General features: G+C 61.6%; 12 protein-coding genes, 1 tRNA gene, 1 pseudogene and 1 riboswitch. Of the genes and pseudogenes, 10 read left to right on the forward strand and 4 right to left on the reverse strand.

Translation table 11 applies throughout. The annotated features are described in order from the left end of the window. The first annotated feature begins 167 nt into the window (after positions 1 to 167). The 3 genes from C4N04_RS22815 (at position 168) to C4N04_RS22825 (ending at position 3400) form a co-directional block, all read left to right on the forward strand. A complete protein-coding gene (locus C4N04_RS22815; RefSeq protein ID WP_096764943.1) occupies positions 168 to 1367 on the forward strand; it encodes an aspartate aminotransferase family protein in 1200 nt (399 codons plus the stop codon). 37 nt (positions 1368 to 1404) lie between these two features. Further along, positions 1405 to 2319 (forward strand): ornithine carbamoyltransferase, encoded by a 915-nt coding sequence (argF, locus tag C4N04_RS22820; RefSeq protein ID WP_106797100.1) that lies wholly within the window; start codon positions 1405 to 1407, stop codon positions 2317 to 2319. Between the two features lie 88 nt (positions 2320 to 2407). After that, positions 2408 to 3400 carry an Hsp33 family molecular chaperone gene (locus C4N04_RS22825; RefSeq protein ID WP_038686708.1) on the forward strand — a complete coding sequence of 331 codons (993 nt, stop codon included), beginning with the start codon at positions 2408 to 2410 and terminating at the stop codon, positions 3398 to 3400. A 227-nt stretch (positions 3401 to 3627) separates the two neighbouring features. On the opposite strand, the gene apaG is transcribed toward C4N04_RS22825, so the two are convergent. Together apaG and C4N04_RS22835 are read right to left on the reverse strand one after the other, a co-directional pair. After that, positions 3628 to 4020 (reverse strand): Co2+/Mg2+ efflux protein ApaG, encoded by a 393-nt coding sequence (apaG, locus tag C4N04_RS22830; protein ID WP_096764945.1) that lies wholly within the window; start codon positions 4018 to 4020, stop codon positions 3628 to 3630. A gap of 215 nt (positions 4021 to 4235) precedes the next feature. Continuing rightward, positions 4236 to 5420, reverse strand: a complete 1185-nt coding sequence (locus C4N04_RS22835) for an O-succinylhomoserine sulfhydrylase (RefSeq protein ID WP_096764946.1) — start codon at positions 5418 to 5420, stop codon at positions 4236 to 4238. 44 nt (positions 5421 to 5464) lie between these two features. Further along, a riboswitch (SAM riboswitch) is annotated at positions 5465 to 5543 on the reverse strand. Between the two features lie 72 nt (positions 5544 to 5615). On the opposite strand from C4N04_RS22835, the gene C4N04_RS22840 reads away from it, so the two are divergent. Together C4N04_RS22840 and C4N04_RS22845 are read left to right on the forward strand one after the other, a co-directional pair. After that, positions 5616 to 6710, forward strand: a complete 1095-nt coding sequence (locus C4N04_RS22840) for a 2'-deoxycytidine 5'-triphosphate deaminase (RefSeq protein WP_170961364.1) — start codon at positions 5616 to 5618, stop codon at positions 6708 to 6710. Positions 6711 to 6769: 59 nt separating this feature from the next. Further along, positions 6770 to 6843 (forward strand) — tRNA-Gly (locus C4N04_RS22845). Positions 6844 to 6865: 22 nt separating this feature from the next. On the opposite strand, the gene C4N04_RS22850 is transcribed toward C4N04_RS22845, so the two are convergent. Further along, complete coding sequence (locus C4N04_RS22850) at positions 6866 to 7453, reverse strand: TetR/AcrR family transcriptional regulator (protein WP_106797111.1); 588 nt, start codon at positions 7451 to 7453, stop codon at positions 6866 to 6868. Between the two features lie 98 nt (positions 7454 to 7551). On the opposite strand from C4N04_RS22850, the gene C4N04_RS22855 reads away from it, so the two are divergent. The 4 genes and pseudogenes from C4N04_RS22855 (at position 7552) to C4N04_RS22870 (ending at position 13549) form a co-directional block, all read left to right on the forward strand. Further along, positions 7552 to 8670: an efflux RND transporter periplasmic adaptor subunit gene (locus C4N04_RS22855; RefSeq protein WP_096764947.1), complete on the forward strand. Its 1119-nt coding sequence runs from the start codon at positions 7552 to 7554 to the stop codon at positions 8668 to 8670. Continuing rightward, positions 8667 to 11777, forward strand: a complete 3111-nt coding sequence (locus C4N04_RS22860; RefSeq protein WP_106797101.1) for an efflux RND transporter permease subunit — start codon at positions 8667 to 8669, stop codon at positions 11775 to 11777. Before C4N04_RS22855 ends, C4N04_RS22860 begins: the two co-directional genes overlap by 4 nt. Next, a pseudogene (locus tag C4N04_RS22865) lies at positions 11777 to 12431 on the forward strand (TetR/AcrR family transcriptional regulator). The gene C4N04_RS22860 and the pseudogene C4N04_RS22865 overlap by 1 nt, the downstream one beginning before the upstream one ends. Before the next feature lie 296 nt (positions 12432 to 12727). Then, complete coding sequence (locus C4N04_RS22870) at positions 12728 to 13549, forward strand: oxidoreductase (RefSeq protein ID WP_106797102.1); 822 nt, start codon at positions 12728 to 12730, stop codon at positions 13547 to 13549. A 137-nt stretch (positions 13550 to 13686) separates the two neighbouring features. On the opposite strand, the gene C4N04_RS22875 is transcribed toward C4N04_RS22870, so the two are convergent. Next, positions 13687 to 13965, reverse strand: a complete 279-nt coding sequence (locus tag C4N04_RS22875; RefSeq protein ID WP_009994903.1) for a hypothetical protein — start codon at positions 13963 to 13965, stop codon at positions 13687 to 13689. 410 nt (positions 13966 to 14375) lie between these two features. Here C4N04_RS22875 and C4N04_RS22880 point away from each other — a divergent pair, with 410 nt between their 5' ends. After that, positions 14376 to 14756 carry a VOC family protein gene (locus C4N04_RS22880; protein WP_106797103.1) on the forward strand — a complete coding sequence of 127 codons (381 nt, stop codon included), beginning with the start codon at positions 14376 to 14378 and terminating at the stop codon, positions 14754 to 14756. The last annotated feature ends 69 nt before the right edge of the window (positions 14757 to 14825 follow it).

The raw sequence follows: 14825 nt of genomic DNA on the forward strand, positions 1-14825 counted from the left end.
CGCTGTACAAGCTTGCTGCATGCGCTAAGGGCGCAGTTTTGTTGACATTGCAGCGCGAAAAGGAAATAGTACCGATCGCCGCCGAAAGGCGGCATTTTTGATTTTTCGGGCCCGGTTTTCTTAGCCGGAGTCCGGAGCCTGACAACGCTGACCGGGAGACCCGCGCCATGGCTGAAGCCGCGCCGCTTTATGACACCTATTCTCGTGCCCCGCTGCGGTTCGAGCGAGGCGAGGGCGTATGGCTGATCACCGAAAGCGGCGAGCGTTATCTCGATTTCGGCGCCGGCGTCGCCGTCACCTCGGTCGGCCACGGCAATCCGCATGTGGTCGCCGCCTTGAAGGAGCAGGCCGACAAGGTCTGGCACCTCTCCAACATCTATGAGATCCCCGGCCAGGAGCGCTTGGCCAAACGGCTGACGGACGCCACCTTTGCCGACAAGGTGTTCTTCACCAATTCCGGTGCCGAGGCGCTCGAATGCGCGATCAAGACGGCGCGCCGCTATCAGTTTTCCAAGGGCCATCCCGAGCGCTTCCATATCATCACCTTCGAAGGCGCCTTCCATGGGCGCACGCTTGCGACGATCGCCGCCGGCGGCCAGGAGAAATATCTCGAAGGCTTCGGCCCCAAGACGCCGGGCTTCGATCAGGTGCCGTTCGGCGACATCGAAGCGGTACGCGCCGCGATCACCGATGCGACGGCGGCAATCCTCATAGAGCCGGTGCAGGGCGAGGGCGGCGTGCGCCCCGCCACGGCTGAGTTCATGAAGGCGCTGCGCCGGATCTGCGACGAGAAAGGCCTGCTGCTGATCCTTGACGAGGTCCAGACCGGGGTTGGCCGCACCGGCAAGCTCTTCGCCCATGAGTGGTCGGGCATCACACCCGACATCATGGCTGTCGCCAAGGGCATCGGCGGCGGTTTCCCGCTCGGCGCCTGCCTTGCCACTGCTGAGGCCGCCTCCGGCATGAAGGCCGGCACCCATGGTTCGACCTATGGCGGCAATCCGCTGGCCATGGCCGTCGGCGGCGCCGTGCTCGACGTCATCCTCGCCGACGGCTTCCTGGAACATGTGCGCGACGTCGCCTTGGTCTTCCGTCAGGGGCTGGCCTCGCTGAAGGACCGTTATCCCGATGTGATCGAGGATATCAGGGGCGAGGGCCTGCTGCTCGGCGTCAAGGCGGCCGTGCCCTCGGCCGAGCTGCTGCAGGCGATCCGCGCGGCGCATCTGCTCGGTGTGCCGGCAGGTGACAACGTCATCCGCCTTCTTCCGCCGCTCGTCGTCACCGCCGAGGAAGCCCGCGAGGGTCTCGCCCGCCTCGAGAGCGCCGCCGAGAGCATCCGCGCCTCCAAGGTCAAGAAGACGGCTTGAAGGGATTGCCGCCTTCGGGCGCACGACAGGTAAGAACATGGCTCCTAAACATTTCCTCGATCTTTCGGCCGTCACATCGGCCGACCTCAGAACCATCATGAACGATGCGCTTGCCCGCAAGCAGGCCTTCAAGGCCGGCACGGGCGACAAGCCGCTCGCCGGCAAGATGCTGGCGATGATCTTCGAAAAGCCGTCGACGCGCACCCGCGTCTCCTTCGACGTCGGCATGCGCCAGCTCGGCGGCGAAACGCTGTTTTTGTCAGGCACCGAAATGCAGCTCGGCCGCGCCGAGACGATCGGCGACACCGCCAAGGTGCTGTCGCGTTATGTCGATGCGATCATGATCCGCACCACCGAGCACTCGCGCCTGCTGGAGCTTGCCGAGCATGCGACCGTGCCCGTGATCAACGCGCTTACGGACGATACCCATCCCTGCCAGATCATGGCCGACATCATGACCTTCGAGGAGCATCGTGGCCCGATCAAGGGCAAGACCATCGCCTGGACAGGCGACGGCAACAATGTGCTGCATTCGCTGGTCGAGGGGGCCGCGCGTTTCGGCTATCGCATGAACATGGCCGTACCCCTTGGTTCGGAGCCCAAGGATCACTATCTGAACTGGGCCCGCAATGAGGGCGCCGAAATCATGCTCTGCCATGATGCCGACCGTGCGGTCGAAGGCGTCGATTGCGTGGTGACCGATACCTGGGTCTCCATGAATCAGGAACATCGGGCCCGGGGTCACAACGTCTTTCAGCCTTATCAGGTCAATGCGGCCTTGATGGCCAAGGCCGGCAGCAATGCATTGTTCATGCATTGCCTGCCCGCCCATCGCGGTGAGGAAGTGACGGATGAGGTGATCGACGGTCCGCAATCCGTGGTCTTCGATGAAGCGGAAAACCGTCTTCATGCGCAGAAGTCGATTCTTGCTTGGTGCCTGGGCGCGATCTGAACCATAATCGGACGCCGCGTGTGAAAACGCGCGGCCGCGCGAGCGAAGGGCACCCTTGCTCTTCGCTTGAAAACTAGGAGTGAAAGCCATGGCAGAAGCTGCAGCCGCCCTCGGCCAGTTCGATTTCGCCGGCGATGACCATGTCGTCCCTTTCCAGGTGGAGGGTCTGGATGTGCGCGGCCGCGCCGTCCAGCTCGGCCCGATGCTCGATGCGATTCTCGAGCGCCATCATTATCCCGCCCCCGTCGCCCGGCTGCTTGCCGAAGTCGTCGTGCTGACGGTGCTGCTCGGCACCTCGCTGAAATTCGACGGCAAGTTCACCGTGCAGACCAAGGGCGATGGCCCGGTCGATCTTCTCGTCGCCGATTTCTCGACGCCGGAAAATGTGCGTGCCTATGCCCGTTTCGATCAAGCGCTGCTCAACAAGGCGGTTGAAGCGGGCGAGACCGAGCCGGAACAGCTGCTCGGCAAGGGGGTGCTCGCCTTCACCATCGACCAGGGCAAGTTCGCGCAGCCCTACCAGGGCATTGTCGCGCTCGATGGCACCTCGCTCGAGGAAATCGCCGGTGTCTATTTCCGTCAGTCGGAGCAGATCCCGACGCGCGTGCGCCTGGCTGCTGCAGAGCTCTTCGACCGTGACGATGCCGGCAAGCCGCGCCATCGCTGGCGGGCCGGCGGCCTCGTCGCCCAGTTCCTGCCGGAGGCGCCCGAGCGCATGCGCCACCCGGATCTCCACGGCGGCGACGGCGATAACGGCGACCGCCCGCATGGCGAAGACGATGCCTGGGTCGAAGCCCGTTCGCTGGTCGAAACCATCGACGCCGACGAATTGACCGACCCGCTTGTCGGCACCGAACGGCTCTTGTTCCGGCTGTTCCACGAGCGCGGCGTGCGCGTCTACGAACCGCGCGCCGTCTTCGACCGCTGCAGCTGTTCGCGCGACAAGATCAAGGGCGTGCTGAAGGGCTTTTCGGCCGAAGAGATCGAGGAAAGCCAGGAAAACGGCGAGATCGCCGTGACCTGCGAATTCTGCTCGACCACCTACCGTTTCGAGCCGACCGAGCTTCAGCCGGCGGAGTAGTTGACACCACTGCTGTCCGGTTGCGCGCATGACTGCCCCTCACCCTAACCCTCTCCCCGTAAAAACGGGGCGAGGGGACGTGCCCTGCGAGAGCGAGGAGGGGAACGGAGAGCTTGCGGCATGCTCCCTTCGCCCCGTTTACGGGGAGAAGGTGGCGGCAGCCGGATGAGGGGCTGGTGTCGGCAATCTCCTGGGTCGAGGTGTCGTGCCGCCTGTGGCGTTACACGTCAGTTCAGCACGCGCAGCAGCCCTGGTGAATCCAGCGAGAAGGCGGGGATGTCGACGTCGAACAGCTCGCCTTCGTCCGTTTCCATCTGATAATGGCCGAACATCAGCCCGGAGGGCGTATCGAGCGGGCAGCCGGAGGAATATTCGTAGGTGTCGCCGGGTCTGAGCCGCGGCTGTTCGCCGACGACGCCGGGGCCGGTCACCTCGTCCACCTGGCCGTTCTGGTCGGTGATGTTCCAGTAGCGGTTGATGAGGCGAACGGCGACGCCGGAATTGTTGCTGATGACAATCCGGTAACCCCAGACGTAGCGATCGTCTTCCGGATCGGATTGCTCCTCCAGATAGAATGGTTCGACGACGACTTCGATATCTCTTGTGAGGGCGCGATACATGCCTTGCACCTTAGTCAAGATATGTTACCCGTATCTTATAAGAAGGCCCTGTCCGTCAAGAAACGGAACGTTGATCGGCGATGAAACAGCCGTGATCGCATGGTTTTCGATCGTTAAGCCTAATTGTCAGTATTAATTTTACTTGGTCAGCGCCGGCGCACCGATGCCGCGGCCGGGACGGCCGAACCCGGAGGCTCGGCCGTCAATGCTGTCGATCAGGCCGAAACCTTGGCAAGCGCCTTGGCGAAATCCTCGATCAGGTCGTCCGTATCCTCGATGCCGGCCGAAAGGCGAACCGTGCCCGGCGAGATGCCGAGTTCGGCGCGGGCCTCTTCCGACAGGTTCTTGTGGGTCGTCGTCGCCGGATGGGTGATCAGGCTCTTGCTGTCGCCGAGATTATTGGAGATCTTGATGATATCGAGCGCGTTCTGCAGCGCGAAGGCCGCCTCCTTGCCGCCCTTCAGCTCGAAGGCGACAAGCGTCGAACCGCCCTTCATCTGCTTGGCGATGATGTCGGCCTGCGGATGATCGGCGCGGCCGGGATAGATCACCTTGGCGACCTTGTTCTGCTCGGCCAGGAAATCGGCGATCTTCGCGGCATTCTGCGTCTGCTGTTTGACGCGCAGCGGCAGCGTCTCGATGCCCTTCAGAAGCGTCCAGGCGTTGAACGGCGACATGGCCGGGCCGGTATGGCGGAAATAGTCGTGCAGGTTCTCGTCGATCCAGGCCTTGTCGGCCAGCACGACGCCGCCGAGGCAGCGGCCCTGGCCGTCGATATGCTTGGTGGCGGAATAGACGACGATATGGGCGCCGAGCTCCAAGGGCTTCTGGAAGAGCGGCGTGGCGAAGACGTTGTCGACGACGACCTTGGCGCCGACCTGGTTGGCGAGTTTTGCCACACCGGCGATATCGATGATCTCGAGCGTCGGGTTGGTCGGGCTTTCCAGGAAGAACACCTTGGTGTTCGGCCGGATCGCCTCTTCCCAGTTCTTCAAATCGCGGCCGTCGACCAGCGTGCATTCGATGCCGTATTTTGGCGCCAATGTTTCCACCACCCAGCGGCAGGAGCCGAAAAGGGCGCGCGCGGCAACGATATGGTCGCCCGCCTTGACCTGGCAGAGGATCGCCGCACTGACGGCCGCCATGCCGGAGGCGGTGGCGCGGGCGTCTTCGGCGCCTTCGAGCATGCACATGCGCTTTTCGAACATGTCGTTGGTGGGGCTGCCGTAGCGGGCGTAGATATAACCATCCGTCTCGCCCTTGAAGCGGGCTTCGGCGGCCTCCGACGTCTCGTAGACGAAGCCCTGCGTGAGATAGATTGCCTCGGACGTTTCGCCATATTGCGAACGCAGCGTGCCGCCATGGACGAGTTGGGTTGCCGGGCGCCAGGTCTTGCTCATGCCATCACCTTCACATAACAAAAAAACCGGCCGCAAAAGCAGACCGGTTTCATAACCCGGTCTTTTTAGCCACTTGTTTAACGTGGCTGCAAGCCGACCGGCCAAATCACCACGGGATAATTCTGCAATACTGCTGTTAGCTGCTTGCGTCAATTCCCCGTATTTGGTTTTGTCGGCGCAAAAGATGGATGGGGCATGATGGCTCGCGAAACTGGAATTCTGGCGGACCGCGCGATAGCAGCGCTGTTTGAATCGGGGCGTCTTAACTCCGAACGGGAGCTGGACCGTGATCAGATCCAGCCGGCAAGCCTGGACCTGCGCTTGGGATCCAAGGCCTTTCGCGTGCGCGCCTCCTTCATGCCCGGCCCCTCGCATCTTGTGTCGGATAAGCTCGATCGCCTCAGCCTGCACGTGATCGACCTGTCTCAGGGCGCAGTCCTTGAAACCGGCTGCGTTTACATCGTGCCGCTGATGGAGAGCTTGGCGCTGCCGGCCGACATGTCGGCCTCGGCCAATCCGAAAAGCTCGACCGGCCGTCTCGATATCTTCACCCGCGTCATCACCGATTACGCCCAGGAGTTCGACAAGATCCCGGCGGGCTATTCCGGCCCGCTCTATCTCGAAATCAGCCCGCGCACCTTCCCGATCGTCGTGCGCCGTGGCTCGCGTCTGTCGCAGATCCGCTTCCGCGTCGGCCAGTCCCTGCTCGGCGAGCCGGAACTGTTGAAACTGCATGAAAGCGAGACGCTTGTCGCCAGCAAGCAGCCGAACGTATCGGGCGGCGGCATCGCGCTTTCGATTGATCTCAGCGGCGACAAGGACGGCCTGATCGGCTATCGCGGCAAGCACCACACCGCCGTCGTCGATGTCGACGAGAAGGATCAGCACGACATCTTCGATTTCTGGGAGCCGCTCTATAGCCGCGGCCGCAACGAGCTGATCCTCGATCCCGATGAATTCTATATCCTCGTCTCGCGCGAGGCCGTGCATGTGCCACCGGATTATGCCGCCGAGATGACCCCGTTCGATCCGCTGGTCGGCGAATTCCGCGTCCACTACGCCGGCTTCTTCGATCCGGGCTTCGGCCATGCCCCGGCCGGCGGCCGCGGCAGCCGCGCCGTGCTCGAAGTGCGCAGCCACGAAGTGCCGTTCATCCTCGAAGACGGCCAGATCGTCGGCCGCCTCATCTACGAACACATGCAGGAAAAACCGGCAAGCCTCTACGGCTCCGGCCTCGGCTCCAACTACCAGGCCCAGGGCCTCAAACTCTCGAAACACTTCCGCATCTGACAGTCAGCATTCTGTGCGACTTGACAGCGGCCCCCATCTGTTGGAAATCTCAACCCGTCGCGGGTGTAGCTCAATGGTAGAGCAGCAGCTTCCCAAGCTGAATACGAGGGTTCGATTCCCTTCACCCGCTCCAGCTCCTCATCACAACCGAAATCTCATTCTTCGTCCGTGTCGCCCGCGATGCGCTTGACTGCATCGGCGGCGGCATCCAGCAGTCGCTCCGACATGGCCTGATCGGTCATGATGCGAGAGATGGTTACGGCGCCGACCATGAGGGACAGCACGACCATGGCTTTGTCATAAGGTTTCGCGCGATCCAATGCCGGGATCAATTCGTCGAGAACCTGAAGGTGAGCTTCGATGCCGTTCTGAAATGGAGCCCGCACCTCCTCGCTCTGACGCGCCGCGTCGGAACCGAGCGCGGCCAGGGGGCAACCATCGCCTTTCTCTTCCTGGTGCCCGGTTGAGAGATACATGCCGACAACCGCGCCGAAGGGATCGGCGCTTCCGGCGGCAACCCTCGACCACCGGCGAATTGCACTCTCCATCGCTCGCCCGGACGCCAGCGCTGCGAGATCGTCTTTCGATTGGAACTGTTTGTAAAATCCGCCTTGAGTGAGGCCGGCACCTTTCATCAGATCTTTCAGCCCGATGCCGTCGAAACCATGCTCCCGGAAGAGCCGGCTTGCGACATTGATCACTGTTTCGCGGTTGGCCTCGGCTTGGGCACGACTGACTCTCATTTCGATCTCCAATTAGATTTCGTTTGACATCTATACCCCTTTTAGAGTTAGATCGCAATCTAAATGATCTGCTGCGCCGGTCAATAAGGGTTAATGAGATGAATCGCAAAATATTACTCGCCGCTTTCGGTCTTGTGGCTGCTGCCGGCGCCACCGCTTTCGTGCTTTTCGAGGAGCCCTCCACGGCCAGTGCAAAAGCCGCCGATCCCCGCACGGCACCGCCCTTCGTCAAGCTGGTGGAGGCAAAAAATCCGGAGGCGGCCGAACGCACCTTCACCGGCACCATCGCCGCCCGGGTGCAGAGCAATCTCGGCTTCCGTGTGCCCGGCAAGATCGTGCAGCGTTATGTGGACGTTGGCGTGCAGGTCAAGGCCGGTCAGCCGCTGATGCGCATCGACGAGACCGATCTGCGTCTCGCATTGACGGCGAAACGAAACGCGGTCGCCGCAGCCCAAGCAGTGCTGGTCCAGGCGCAAGCCGACGAGCGGCGCTATGCCGCCTTGGTGAAAAACGGATTGGCCGCGACGCCGCAGCGCTATGAACAGGCAAAGGCAGCCCTCGACACCGCGACCGCGCAGCTTGCCGCGGCAGAAGCGGACGCGAAAGTCGCGGAGAACGAGACGGCCTATTCCGTCCTTGTTGCCGATACCGATGGGACGGTTGTCGAAACGCTCGGCGAGCCGGGGCAGGTGGTGACGGCAGGACAAACCGTCGTCCGGCTCGCGCAGGCCGGTCCGCGTGAAGCGCTGGTCTGGCTTCCGGAATTCCTGCGGCCTGAGATCGGTCAGACCGCCGATGCCAGCATCTACGGAAACGAAGGCCGGCGGGACAAGGCGCGGCTGCGGCAGATCTCCGACGCCGCCGACCCTCAAACCCGCACCTATGAAGCCCGCTGGGTTCTGGATGGCGCGGCAGCGTCGGCCCCGCTGGGCGCGACGGTGACGATCAGGATCTCCAACAGCAGCGACCAATCGCAGGCCGCGGTGCCTGTCGGCGCGGTTTTGGACGACGGCAGCCGAACCGGCGTGTGGGTCTTCGATGAGAAATCTTCGACCGTCCACTTCAGGCAGGTGAACATAGAGCAAATAGGCGAGGAGGTCGCGGTGGTTTCCAGCGTCAAAGCAGGCGAGCCGGTCGTCGCTCTCGGCGCCCATCTGCTGCAGGACGGCGCCAGCGTGCGCACCAAGGTAGAACAGGCAGAGGCGGCAAAACAATGAACTTCAATCTCTCCGCACTCGCCGTCCGCGAACGGGCCGTTACGCTGTTCTTCATCATTCTGCTGGCCGCCGCCGGCGCCTATGCCTTCGTCAAGCTTGGGCGCGCGGAGGACCCCTCATTCACCATTAAAACCTTGACCGTGACGACCGTGTGGCCGGGTGCCACGGCGCGCGAGATGCAGGATCTGGTCGCCGAACCGCTCGAGAAGCGCCTCCAGGAACTCACCTGGTACGATCGTGTCGAGACGACAACCCGGCCGGGATACGCCTTTCTGACTGTGACGCTGAAGGACAGTACGCCGTCCACTGCGGTCGAAGAGGAATTCTATCAGGCCCGAAAGAAGCTTGGGGATGAGGCCCGCAATCTGCCTCAGGGCGTCTTCGGACCTTTCGTCAACGACGAGTATTCCGATGTCAGCTTCGGTCTTTATGCGCTGAAGGCCAAGGGCATGCCGATGCGTGAGCTTGTGCGCCAGGCCGAGGTGATCCGCCAGGATCTTCTGCATGTGCCTGGAGTCAAGAAGATCAACATCCTCGGCGAGCGGCCCGAACAGATCTTTGTCGAATTTTCCTATGCCAAGCTGGCGACCCTCGGCATTTCGGCGCAAGACGTCGCGGCCGCTTTGCAGCGGCGAAACACCGTGACGCCGGCGGGTTCGATCGACACCCGCGGCCCGCAGGTCTTCATTCGCTTCGATGGCGCCTATGACAGCATCCAGGCGATATCAGACACGCCGATCGTCGCGGCCGGACGCACGTTGAAACTCTCGGATTTTGCCGAAGTGCGGCGCGGTTACGAAGATCCGGCTACCTATCTCATCCGCCATGACGGCGAGCCCGCCATCATGCTCGGCGCGGTGATGCAGCAGGGCTGGAACGGTCTGGAACTAGGCAAGGCGCTGGAGGAAAGATCCGCCGCGATCGCCAAGACCTTGCCGCTCGGCATGACGCTCGCAAAGGTCAGCGACCAGGCCGTCAATATCCAGGAAGCGGTCGGCGAGTTCATGCTGAAATTCGCCATGGCGCTCGGCGTCGTCTTGTTCGTCAGCCTCGTCAGCCTTGGTTGGCGGGTCGGGATCGTCGTGGCTCTGGCCGTTCCGCTGACCCTTGCCGTCGTCTTCCTCATCATGCTGGAGACCGGCCGGTTCTTCGATCGCATCACGCTTGGTGCGCTGATCCTCGCGCTCGGCCTTCTGGTCGACGACGCCATCATCGCCATCGAGGTGATGGTGGTGAAGATGGAAGAGGGGATGGATCGCATCAAGGCGGCGGCTTACGCCTGGAGCCATACGGCGGCCCCGATGCTGTCGGGCACGCTGGTGACGATCATCGGATTAATGCCGGTCGGCTTTGCCCGGTCGACCGCCGGCGAATATGCCGGCAACATCTTCTGGGTCGTCGGCTTTGCGCTGATCGTATCCTGGGTCGTCGCGGTGATCTTCACGCCTTATCTCGGCGTCAAGATGCTGCCGGCGATCAAGCCGGTCGAAGGCGGCCATCACGCCATCTACGACACGCCGAATTACCGGCGCCTGCGGCGGGTGATCGAGTTTACCGTGCGCCACAAGTTCGTCACTTGTGCGGTGGTCGGTATCGCCATGGGGATCTCCGTCGTCGGAATGGGAGCGGTGAAACAGCAGTTCTTCCCGACGTCGGATCGTCCGGAGGTTTTGGTTGAAGTGCGCATGCCTGAAGGGACCAGTATCGAGACGACGGCCGCCACGGTCGGGAAGCTCGAAGACTGGCTGCAGCAGCAGCCGGAGGCAAAGACAATCACGAGCTATACCGGTCAGGGCGCTCCCCGTTTCTTCTTTGCCATGGCGCCCGAGCTGCCGGACCCGTCCTTCGCCAAGATCGTCGTGCTGACGCCTGACGCTCACACACGCGAGGCTTTGAAGCTTCGCCTGCGTGCGGCCATCTCGGATGGCCTCGCTCCCGAAGCCTATGTCCGCGTTACCCAGCTGGTCTTCGGTCCCTATACGCCGTTTCCGGTCGAATTCCGCATCATGGGTCCTGATACCGACCAATTGTACCGGATCTCCGAAAAGGCCCTGGAGATCATGAAGAGCGTGCCGGATGTGCGCCAGGCAAACCGCGATTGGGGCAACCGCACACCGGTGCTGCGCTTCGTTCCCGACCAGGAACGGCTGGGCCTGATCGGCCTTTCGCCGGCGGAGGCCGCCCAGCAGATGCAACTGCTGCTGAGCGGGATCCCGATTACCGAGGTTCGCGAGAATATCCGCAACGTGCCTGTCATTGCGCGCAGTGCCGGCGACAAGCGGCTCGATCCCTCGCGATTGGCGGACTTCTCGCTGATGAGCCGGGATGGTCGCCAGGTTCCGCTCGATCAGATCGGTCATTCCGAAATCCGGTTTGAAGAACCGATCCTGAAACGGCGCGACCGCACGCCCGTTGTCACGATCCGTTCCGATATCGACGAGGCGACGCAGCCGCCTGAGGTGTCCCAGCAGGTCATGAAGGCGCTTCAGCCGCTGATCGCCACCCTTCCTGTGGGCTATCGTATCGAGATGGGCGGGAACATCGAGGAGTCGCTCAAGGCCAACGCCGCCCTCGTCAAGATCTTCCCGGCGATGATTGCCGCCATGTTGATCGTTATCGTGCTGCAGGTCCGCAGCCTGTCGACGATGACCATGGTCATGCTGACAGGGCCGCTCGGTCTTGCCGGGGCGGTTCCGGTCCTGCTGCTCTTCAATCAGCCCTTCGGCTTCAACGCCATTCTCGGATTGATCGGACTGGCCGGAATCCTGATGCGCAATACCCTGATCCTGACCGAACAGATCAAGGAGAACAAGGCAGCCGGTCTCGACGATTATCACGCCGTCATCGAGGCGACGGTGCAGCGGACGCGTCCCGTTATTCTGACAGCCCTTGCGGCCGTGCTTGCCTTCATTCCTCTTACCCACTCGGTGTTCTGGGGGTCGATGGCCTACACACTGATCGGTGGAACGGCGGTCGGCACGGTGATGATCCTGCTCTTCCTTCCGGCTCTCTACGCCACATGGTTCCGCATCAAACCGACGAAAAATGAAAGTCACGAAACATCACCGAAGGAGGTGGAGTTGCCGACGGCGATGGCTGCCGAGTGATGTTCTCCGGCGGCGGCGATGATTTTTGCGAAGCCGGAAGGGACCTTGAGGCGCGGACGCGAATTCTCGAGGTGGCAGAAAGGTATTTTCGGCGGATCGGCTATCATAAGACGTCGGTCGCCGACATCGCCGCGGAGGTCGGAATGAGCCGTGCGAATGTTTATCGCTTCTTTCCCTCGAGGACGGCGATCAACAATTCCGTCTGCGGACTGGTGGTCAAAGAGGTTGCGGAAATCGCTCTCGCGATTGCGCGAACGGATCAGCCGGCGAGCAAAAAGCTGGTTGATCTTTTGACCGCCATTCACCGGCACAGCACGAGAATATTGGTGGAGGACAGACCAATGCACGAGCTGCTTGTCGCCGCCATGGATGGAAGTTGGGCAACCCTCAACGCACATAATGAGCAGATCCTGGCAATCCTCAAAGCGCTTGTCCGCGAGGGTGTGCAAGCCGGCGAGTTCGAGGTCGAAGACGCCGACGAAGCCGCGCGCGGCATCATCCGCCTTCCTGCCGTTCTTCCATCCGGTTCTGGTCGAGCAGCGCGTTCAGGAGGGAGAGGCCACCGCAGTCAGCCTCCATGCGCAAATCCGCTTCATCATGAAGGCGCTCGGCGCGTCGGACCGCGAGACGCGCCTGAAAGGGCTAAGCGCCTAACTCGGCGCTGGCGGCCTTTTTCTCTCCGACAAAGCCAGGGGCGGTCTGACAGCACGGATGGACGCAGCGCCATGCCCTCCACGCGGTTGAAAGGCGCGATCATCGAAAAACGCCGTGATGCAAAAAGTGCTTGATTTTATATTTCGAATGACATCTAAAACACGCATAGATGTCGATCGAAATCTTACTCGGTTAAATGCCAGGTTCTGAGAAGCTGTCCTTGGCAACAAGCGTGAAAAGTTCCGACCCTTCTATGAAGCACGTAATCACCACTCGCGCCGAACCGAGGAGCATGCATGTCCAAAAATAGAGTTGTCGTCATCACCGGAGCATCCTCAGGGATCGGCGAAGCGTCAGCCCGCCTTCTTGCGCAAAACGGCTTCCAGGTCTTTGGAGGCGTCCGTAACCCGCAGCGCGCCAATGCCATTCCCGGCGTGCGCTATGGGACTGTCGATGTGACCGATGACGCCTCGGTCGCCACTTTTGTTGAATGGGTTTTGTCCGAAGCGGGCAAGATCGACATCCTGATCAACAATGCCGGCGTTTCGCTGGTCGGCCCTGTCGAAAACACGTCGCCCTCCGAAGCTCAAGCGGTATTCGATACCAACGTTTTCGGGCCTTTGCGCATGATCCGCGCTGCTTTGCCCTCTATGCGCGCCGCCCGGAGCGGGCTCATCATCAATATCAGTTCGGTCCTGGGCTTCCTGCCTGCACCGTTCATGGGAATATATGCCAGCAGCAAGCATGCGCTCGAAGGACTGTCGGAGTCGCTGGACCACGAGATTCGCGAGTTCAACGTGCGCGTGGTGCTGCTTGAACCGACCTTCACAAACACCAAGCTCGACGTAAACGCGGCACAAACCGCAGCACCCCTGGGTGCTTACGCAACACAGGCCGATGCGACCATCAAAGCGGTACAGGCCCAGATCAAAACCGCGCCGTCTGCGCTTGCAGTCGCAGAGAAAATCCTGGCCGCAATCAACGGTCCATACCGAATGCGCCAACCGGCCGGAGGCCAAGCAACGCTGCTCAGCCGGCTACGCAGGTTCATGCCGGCAAGCGCAGTCGACAGCAGCCTGCGAAAGACATTCGGCTTCGGCAAACGAAGCGCCTCCTGAATTTCGCTTGAACTTTCAGACGTCGTCGATTTCAACGGTATCATCAGGGTTCCCGCGGGGTCGCCGACGTCATCTATCTCTTGAACCAAGGCCGCAATTGAGCGCTCGACCTCCGGCAAGGCCATCCCAACTCAGACCTAATCTCCAAAGAACCGGATCGGCTTGTATCGCCGATGCGCGATGATCAGGCTTCTGTCAGGCTGGATGATGTAGGTTTCTTCCACCTGCCGGCCGTACTGGTCGATGAAATCATGCGGAAAGGCCGAACCAGCAGGCGATTTGGTGAGCTTGCTGCGCGGTTGACCATTGTAGGTGATGCTTCCGGGGATGGGTTCGAGGCCCGGTCCGTTGTAGCTGACGGCGCTGCATCCCGCGAGAACGAGTGTGCCGACGAGGCCGATGATTGCAGGTTTCATATCCATCCCTCCGTGAATGACATCACTCTACGCCTTAGCGAAGAGCGCGCACCACACAAATGCCCATGCCGCTCTTCAATCCTTCGGGAACCCTCGCCGGGGACGCCGGATCTAGCGGTCGGCTGCCAGCTATTGAGATTAGGGCGAAAATCTCGCTCCACCAGGCGTGTGGCAACGCATCTATTGCCGAAACCGAAGCCGCCTGCTAGATCGGCTTCGTCGAAAAAGGCAGGATCGGTTGAGGTAAGCCCGGTCCCTTCCGTCGGAGCGTCAAAGCGCGCTGACGAAGCTCTGCTCCGTGCCCCAGGGCGCGAGAACCCGCGACGTGATCCGCATGGAAATGCGGGATCCCGGCGGCGTGTGGAGATGGCAAACGGCAGTCCCGGGATTTTTTTGAACGGAGACTGTCAATGCGCCTGAATCATCTCGATTTTCACGTACCCGATATCGCCGAGACGGCGGATTTCTTCATCCGCCATTTCGGCCTGAAGCTGAAGGATATGCGCGGGAACAACGGCCTGGCGATCCTGGAGGACGACGCCGGCCTCGAAATTGTCTTCAGCCATGCCATCGCCAAGTTTGGCACCGCCGATCAGGTCGAACTGCAGCGCCAGACCTATCATATCGGCTTCATCCTGCCCGAAAGGGCTGACGTCGATGCCGTCCATGCCGGGCTTGCCGCCGCCGGTGCGGCACTCTCCGGCCCGCCGGCTGCCATGCGCGGCGGCTGGCTGTTTTATTGCACGGCACCGGGCAATATCCTCGTCGAGGTTGGTTGGCGGCCGGGTTAGAGTGAGCGGGAGTCCGGTAAACGCGGGGCCGAGGAATAGCCGCAACCTCGCGATTCCCTCTTCTCCCCG

Origin of the sequence: Rhizobium sp. H4, from assembly GCF_003013335.1 — a bacterium.
Taxonomy (GTDB): domain Bacteria; phylum Pseudomonadota; class Alphaproteobacteria; order Rhizobiales; family Rhizobiaceae; genus Rhizobium; species Rhizobium sophoriradicis.

Coding starts and splice junctions, on each gene's coding strand:
- C4N04_RS22815 (WP_096764943.1), top strand. CDS start 168: ATGGCTGAAGCCGCGCCGCTTTATGACACCTATTCTCGTGCCCCGCTG.
- argF (WP_106797100.1), top strand. CDS start 1,405: ATGGCTCCTAAACATTTCCTCGATCTTTCGGCCGTCACATCGGCCGAC.
- C4N04_RS22825 (WP_038686708.1), top strand. CDS start 2,408: ATGGCAGAAGCTGCAGCCGCCCTCGGCCAGTTCGATTTCGCCGGCGAT.
- apaG (WP_096764945.1), bottom strand. CDS start 4,020: ATGTATCGCGCCCTCACAAGAGATATCGAAGTCGTCGTCGAACCATTC.
- C4N04_RS22835 (WP_096764946.1), bottom strand. CDS start 5,420: ATGAGCAAGACCTGGCGCCCGGCAACCCAACTCGTCCATGGCGGCACG.
- C4N04_RS22840 (WP_170961364.1), top strand. CDS start 5,616: ATGATGGCTCGCGAAACTGGAATTCTGGCGGACCGCGCGATAGCAGCG.
- C4N04_RS22850 (WP_106797111.1), bottom strand. CDS start 7,453: ATGAGAGTCAGTCGTGCCCAAGCCGAGGCCAACCGCGAAACAGTGATC.
- C4N04_RS22855 (WP_096764947.1), top strand. CDS start 7,552: ATGAATCGCAAAATATTACTCGCCGCTTTCGGTCTTGTGGCTGCTGCC.
- C4N04_RS22860 (WP_106797101.1), top strand. CDS start 8,667: ATGAACTTCAATCTCTCCGCACTCGCCGTCCGCGAACGGGCCGTTACG.
- C4N04_RS22870 (WP_106797102.1), top strand. CDS start 12,728: ATGTCCAAAAATAGAGTTGTCGTCATCACCGGAGCATCCTCAGGGATC.
- C4N04_RS22875 (WP_009994903.1), bottom strand. CDS start 13,965: ATGAAACCTGCAATCATCGGCCTCGTCGGCACACTCGTTCTCGCGGGA.
- C4N04_RS22880 (WP_106797103.1), top strand. CDS start 14,376: ATGCGCCTGAATCATCTCGATTTTCACGTACCCGATATCGCCGAGACG.